General features: G+C 70.1%; 4 protein-coding genes and 1 pseudogene. 4 read left to right on the forward strand and 1 reads right to left on the reverse strand.

The features are described 5' to 3' along the window. Window positions 1-105: 105 nt before the first annotated feature. On the reverse strand, window positions 106-447 hold the full coding sequence (locus EFK10_RS24670) for a hypothetical protein (protein WP_127357846.1): 342 nt from the start codon (window positions 445-447) through the stop codon (window positions 106-108). A 593-nt stretch (window positions 448-1,040) separates the two neighbouring features. On the opposite strand from EFK10_RS24670, the gene EFK10_RS24675 reads away from it, so the two are divergent. From EFK10_RS24675 to EFK10_RS24690, 4 genes and pseudogenes are all read left to right on the forward strand, one after another. Next, entirely contained in the window at window positions 1,041-1,478 is a 438-nt protein-coding gene (locus EFK10_RS24675) for a MarR family winged helix-turn-helix transcriptional regulator (protein ID WP_240677442.1), read from the forward strand. A 4-nt stretch (window positions 1,479-1,482) separates the two neighbouring features. After that, window positions 1,483-4,062, forward strand: a complete 2,580-nt coding sequence (locus tag EFK10_RS24680) for an MFS transporter (protein ID WP_127357849.1) — start codon at window positions 1,483-1,485, stop codon at window positions 4,060-4,062. 969 nt (window positions 4,063-5,031) lie between these two features. Beyond that, window positions 5,032-5,757, forward strand: a complete 726-nt coding sequence (locus EFK10_RS24685; protein ID WP_240677443.1) for an ABC transporter ATP-binding protein — start codon at window positions 5,032-5,034, stop codon at window positions 5,755-5,757. After that, a pseudogene (locus tag EFK10_RS24690) lies at window positions 5,754-6,590 on the forward strand (hypothetical protein); the annotation flags it as partial. The gene EFK10_RS24685 and the pseudogene EFK10_RS24690, both read left to right, overlap by 4 nt.

Consider the following 6,590-nt stretch of genomic DNA (forward strand, 5'->3'; position numbering starts at 1 on the left):
TCAGCCCCTGGACCAGCCGGCGCGCATCCCGCACCTCGCCTGTGCAGGACGGTGTCGGGAACCCTGCCCCAGCGTGGCCCTTCCGGCCCGACGCTATGCCGGGGATCAGTGTGCTGTCCGCCGGGCGGCAGGTGCAGCCGGGCCCCTCGGCTCCACCGCGACAGAGACCGGACGGCTGCCGCCGGCAGCACCCGCCCCGCCCGCTTCCAGCACGACGCCGGAAGGAAGACCAGCATCCTGCCCGGATCGCAGGCCCAAGTCCGGTACATCGGCCACCAACTCCGACCACTCCGGGTCGACCTGCCCCGGGAGCATCCGGCTGTCCTGTCGCCACTGCAGGGCCACCGCCGCATAGATCGGCGGATCTGCCGCCAGAAGAACCGGTTCGCCATCGTTGCTGCCGGTGATCTTGCGTCGCCGCCCGGTCGGGACCGCAGCCTCCTGCATCACTGTCATCCCCGACCAACGACCCCACACCCGAAAAGGCAATCTTTCACGGACGCCTGTCACCCCACCGAGTGCAGAGTTCCTCGCCCTGACGCCTCAGGATCCCTTCGCACATATGAGCGACTTCATCTCTTGGCAACATTCACCGGCTGCCAGCCCACCAAGTGTCTGTCCGGAGCCGTCACACCACCTCCCGCCCCGTGGGGGACCTTCGCGGTGAAGCTGGTGGGCTGCCTGGTGCTGGGGGGGTGGTAGCCGGCGCAGCAGGGTCAGTTCTGTTCCTCACAGGGATCGCTGGCTCCGGGGCTCCCACGAGCCGTCGGACGCCACACCGGCAACTTTGAGCCACACCTTTGCGCCATCAAGTTGCTCTAGGCAAGCATTTAGCACTATACTTGCGGGGCTCAAGCAAGTTTCGGAGGGGGGAACAGGCGATCGACACGAGAACGACCCATGACCGCGGGAACAGGCCCCGTACCCCCGCCGGTACGAGCGGTGACACAGCCGCCCCCGGCACCGCTACCGGCACGAGCCCCGACAGGCTGACCGCAACGGAGGCGGCCGCCAGCCTGGGAGCCGAGATGGTACGGCTCATGCGGCTGGTGTCAGCCTGGAAACACCTCACCAAGTACGAACCCGGCGGCGCGGATCGCCTACTGCTGGCCCGACTCGTGATGGACGGTCCACGGCGGGCCACCGATCTGGCCGCGGACACACTCCTCGATCTTTCGACGGTCAGCCGTCGGACCAGGTCCCTGGTGGACCGCGGCCTGGTCGAACGTCGGGCGGACCCGGAAGACGGGCGTGGCGCGCTGCTGACCGCCACCAGTGCCGGGTTCGCCGCCCTGGAGCAGTACCGGCGTGAGCGGGACTCCGAAGTCGCGGCCGTTATTCAGGGATGGCAGCCCGAGGACCGCTTCCAGCTCGTCCGGCTGTTGACGCATCTCAATGACGACTTGCTGGCACATCACAACGCGCGACACTGCCCAGGAGGTCACTCAGGGGTGTCGGCGGAGAACAGGGAGAAATAGCACGATGAGCCATGCAGCCCCCGCGCAGAGCGCGGGGTCCACACCGATAGCCTCGCCGGGCGGCCTCAGCCACCGGCAGATCCTCACCATTCTCAGCGGCCTGTTGCTGGGCATGTTCCTGGCCGCGCTCGACCAGACCATCGTCAGTACGTCCATCCGGACCATCGCGGACGATCTGCACGGCCTCAGCCAGCAGGCCTGGGCCACCACCGCGTATCTGATCACCTCGACGATCTCGACACCGCTGTACGGCAAGCTGTCCGACCTCCATGGCCGCAAGCCCTACTTTCTGGGCGCGATCAGCGTCTTCATCATCGGCTCCACACTGTGCACTTTCTCGACCTCGATGGCCGAACTGGCCTGGTTCCGGGCCTTCCAGGGCATCGGCGCCGGTGGTCTGATGTCACTCGCGTTGGCGATCATCGGTGACATCGTCTCGCCCCGCGAACGCGCCCGTTACCAGGGCTACATGCTCGCAACATTCGGCGTCGCCAGTGTGGGCGGACCGCTGATCGGCGGTTTCCTCGCGGGGACGAACAGCATCCTGGGCATCGTCGGCTGGCGGTGGGTCTTCCTGGTCAATGTGCCCATCGGCATCATCGCGCTGTTCGTCGTCGCCAAGGTGCTCAACATCCCGCACACCCGCCGAGCGTCCCGCATCGACTGGTGGGGTGCGCTCACCCTCATCATCGGTGTGGTGCCGCTGCTGCTCGTCGCCGAGCAGGGCCGTGGCTGGGGCTGGGGCTCGACGCGGTCCCTCACCTGCTACGCGATCGGCGCGGTCGGCATCATCGTCTGGATCTTCGTCGAGCGCTGGATGGGCGACGCCGCACTGATCCCGATGCGCCTGTTCCGCATCCCGATCTTCAGCCTGACCAGCCTGGCCGGGGTACTGATCGGTATGGGCATGTTCGGCGGCATGCTGGTGATCCCGCAGTACCTGCAGATCGTCAAGGGCGCCAGTGCCACCAAGTCGGGCCTGGAGATGCTGCCGTTGATGGCTGGCATGATCGTCGCTTCGATCGCCTCCGGTCAGGTCACCTCCAAGACCGGCCGGTACAAGATTTTCCCGATCGTCGGCAGCGCCCTGATGGTCGCCGCGATGGCGCTCTTCTACTTCAGGGTCGTGTGGGACACGCCGCTGTGGCAGACCATGGTCTACATGGCCGTCTTCGGCCTGGGCCTGGGCGGCTGTATGCAGACGCTGGTCCTGGCGGTGCAGAACGCGGTACCACTCAAGGACATGGGTGTGGCGACCTCCTCGTCCACCTTCTTCCGGCAGATGGGCGGCACCGCCGGTACGGCGATCTTCCTCTCGGTGCTCTTCAGCACGGTCAGCGGCAAGATCGCCTCGGCGTTCACCGCGGCCGCGTCCACCGCGAGTTTCAAGGCCGCGCTGAGGGATCCGGCAGTGCTGGCGGACCCGGCGAACAAGCCGGTGCTGAGCATGCTCAAGGGCGGCTCCAGCGGCAGTTCCACCAGCGTCCTCAGTGACTCCTCCTTCATCCAGAAGCTGGACCCTCGCCTGGCCGAACCCTTCAAAGCGGGCTTCGCGGACGCCATGCACACGGTGTTCCTGCTCGCCGCGATCGTGATGGTCGTCGCCTTCGTTGTGATCCTGTTCATCAAGGAGGTACCACTTCGGAAGATCTCCGCGCTGGAGGCGCGCGCCGCCGAGGCGGCGGATGCGGCGGCGCCGCAGCCCGAGCAGGAGCAGGTCGGCGTGGGCGCCGAAGCCGCGCAGCCGCAGCCGCAGCCGCAGCCGCAGCCGGTGGCAGCCTTCGCCTCGTCGGGCGGCGATGACGTCGCAGTGGCCGGCACCGCCGCCGTCCACGGCTACGCGCGGGGCTCCGACGGCACGCCGGTGGCCACCGCCACGCTGACCCTGATCTCCCTCACCGGACAGCAGCTCGGCCGCGCCGCCGCCCAGGCCGACGGCAGCTACACCCTTCCGGTGCCAGGCTCCGGTTCGTATGTCCTGATCGCGGCCGCCGACGGCTGCCAGCCGCAGGCGTCCACCGTCACGGTCGGCCAGGAGCCGGTGTCGTACGACGTGTTGCTGTCCGCGAGCGGTGGGCTCACAGGCGTCGTGACCAGCGCGCTGGACGACCTGCCCGTCGAGGGCGCGATAGTTGTGGTGACCGATGTCCGGGGCGAGGTGCTGGCTACCGGCAAGACGGACGCGGGCGGTGGCTTCGCCTTCGCCGAACTGCCGGCGGGCGACTTCACGGTCGCGGTCAATGCCGCCGGTTGCCGGCCCACCGCCCGCCTTGTCGAGGTCGGCGGTGCCGGGAAGACCCGGGTGGAGATCGTCCTGCAGGCGGGTGCCCAACTGCAGGGCTCCGTCCGGGCCGGTGCCGATCACCGCCCGCTCGCCGATGCCCGGCTGACCCTGCTCGACGCGGCCGGGAACGTCGTCGGCACCGCCATCAGCGGCCCGGACGGCGCATATGCGTTCACCGACCTCGACGCGGGCGGGTACTCGCTCATCGCCAGTGGTTACCCCCCGGTGGCCACCGCCGTCACGCTCGAGGGTGGCGGAGCCAAGGGCTTCGACGTGGAGCTGAGCCACCCCGAAAGGTGACCTTCCAGTGAAAGGCCGGCCCGTACGTGCAGCACAGACGTACGGGCCGGCCTTCCCATCAGCCACCACCGACAGCCGACGGTCCCACTCTCTACGCTCAACCACCAGAAAGGTGTCGCGGTCGCGCCAGACTGTCGTGGTGGCGCTGTCGATGGCCACTGCCCGCTCGGTGGCCCCGCGTATCGCGTGGGCCCGCATGTGCGCACGCAGGGCGAAACCCCGTCGGCCGACGGAGTGAAGCTGTTCGAGACGGGGCTGTGCGTCGCCGGGGCCGACCCCGCCGTCACCTAGCGCGTCGGCAACAGCGTCGAGGGCCTCCTCCCCCGCTACGCCAAATGCCTCTACGACCGGCAATCCATCAACGACCAACGCATTGAACGACCTGGGCAAGATGAGCCTGAATCAGCAGACGCCCGAGCCGCTGATGCGGGTGGAGCAGCTGGACGAGGTGCTCCGGGCGGGGCAGGAGGAGCACGCGTGTCCGCAAGACGATGGCCCTGCACCTGTTCCGCACCCGCGACCTGCCTGTCGTCGCGTGCCAGCAGAACCACGCGGCGACCCGGTGCTGACTCCTCCGCGCCGGGGCTCCCATCGGTGCCTCCGGCGCAGTGCCGACCGTCCGCGCGGCAGCCGGCGGCCCGCCGGATACGCGCGGCGCCGACGCGGAGCGCGTGGACCCCGACGCGGTGGGAGGCGGCCCGGTCGGCTCAAGGACCTCCTGAAGACGCTGGCGCGCGAGTTCGCATGGGCAGTCAGGCACCCCGACCAGTGGTCCATACCTGTCTCCGGGGAAGTGAACTTCCCTTGGCGAGGGCCTGTCAATGACCGCGCAGCGCCTTACGCCGAAGCCGGGCACCGCGCGCCCGACGCCTCGGGCCGGCGTGGACAATGGCCGGAGCCGGCCCGGGGCGACGTACGCGACGCGGGGCCGGAGTCCGATGTGTTTCGTGGCCTCGAGGAGTCCGGTCCGTGGGCGTACCGCTGTTGCAATTGAAGGGCGTCAGCCGCACGTACGACCGGCGGGAGGTGCTGCACCGGATCGACCTGTCGCTGGGAGCGGGTGAGTGCGTCGCGCTGCTCGGCCACAACGGGTCGGGGAAGTCGACCTTGCTGCGCATAGCCGCCGCCCGGGACAGACCGACGACGGGGACGGTCACGTTCGACGGGCTGCCGATGGACGAGAACGATCCGCGGGTACGGGCGCGTGTGGCGGTCGTCGGGGACACGGCGGCGTGCTATCCGGATCTCACCGTCCGGGAGCACCTTCAGCTGGTGGCGGTCGCACACGGGGTGGAGGGCGCGGCGGAGTGGATCGACCATGTGCTCGCCGAGCGGCTGCTGAGCGGGCACGCGCACGCCCTGCCGTCGGCGTTGTCGTCGGGGCAGCTGCAGTCGCTGCTGCTGGCGTCGGCGCTCGTACGGCCCCGGGACCTGCTGCTGCTCGACGAACCCGAGCAGCGGCTGGACCCCGGCGCCCGGCGGCGGCTGGCCGATCTGATCACGGCGGAGACCGACGAGGGGGTGGGCGTGCTGCTGGTCACCCACCACGCGGAACTCGCCCGCTCGGTCGCGAGCCGGGTGCTGGTGCTGCGCGAGGGCAGGATTGTCGCTGACGGGACGCCCGAGGACGTACTGGCCGGCCCGGACGCCGCGGGCGACTCGTGGCTGGCGGGCATAGAGAGCGAGGCCAAGTGAGTACGGTCACTCAGCCGACCGAGGAGCGCGCGGCCGACTGGTCCGCGGAGGACGACTGGACCGCCGAGACGCTGCGGCTGCTGCGCGAGCTGCGGGCACCGCACCGGCGGCGACGGGCCGGTCAGATCGGGTACGTCGTCTACTGCGTGCTGCTGCTGGCCGTCGTATGGGGCGTGCTGCCCAGCATGGGCCTGTTCCTGCAGGCGTCGATGGGCGCCGACTACACCGGTCACGGTCCGGCGATCCTGGCGGCATTGCCCGCCGGGATCGCCGCGCTCACGGTGGGGTGCCTGCTGCTGGGTGCCCGGGACGGTCTGTGGCGGGGGCCGGTGGTGCCGCCGCGCGAGAGCGTCGACTGGCTGCTGGCGCAGCCGGTGCGGATCGGGCGTGTGCTGCGGCCGTGGTTCTGGATGTCGTGCGCGGCGGCGCTGGGCGCCGGGGTGCTGGCCGCCGCGATCGGCATGGTCGCGCTGGGGCTGACGGTCAAGGTGGAGCTGCCGGCTGGGTTCGCCTGGTGCCTCACCGGGGCGACGTGCGTGCCGCTGCTCGCGACGGCTCTCGGGGTCGCGGTCGAGAACAGTACGCGGGTGGCGGGCTGGGTGCGGGCGCTGACTCCGTACGCGTCCTTCGTGGTCCTGGCGCTCGCCGGGCAGAGCGCGCTGGCCGCCGACGGGCATGCCGTGCCGTGGCTGGAGCGGGTCGAGCTGTGGTCCGGGCCGTGGGGCTGGGCGGGGCTGGCGGCGCTGTCCCCCACGCCGGCCGCGGTGCCCGGCGGACCGGTCGCTGCCGGCCTGCTGTCGGCGCTGACCGCCGGCTGCTTGCTGCTCGCGCAC

Origin of the sequence: Streptomyces soli (assembly GCF_003999195.1) — a bacterium.
Lineage (GTDB): Bacteria > Actinomycetota > Actinomycetes > Streptomycetales > Streptomycetaceae > Actinacidiphila > Actinacidiphila soli.

Excerpts from the sequence above, each read along its gene's own strand:
- EFK10_RS24670 (WP_127357846.1), bottom strand. The coding sequence starts at position 447 with ATGCAGGAGGCTGCGGTCCCGACCGGGCGGCGACGCAAGATCACCGGC.
- EFK10_RS24675 (WP_240677442.1), top strand. The coding sequence starts at position 1,041 with ATGCGGCTGGTGTCAGCCTGGAAACACCTCACCAAGTACGAACCCGGC.
- EFK10_RS24680 (WP_127357849.1), top strand. The coding sequence starts at position 1,483 with ATGAGCCATGCAGCCCCCGCGCAGAGCGCGGGGTCCACACCGATAGCC.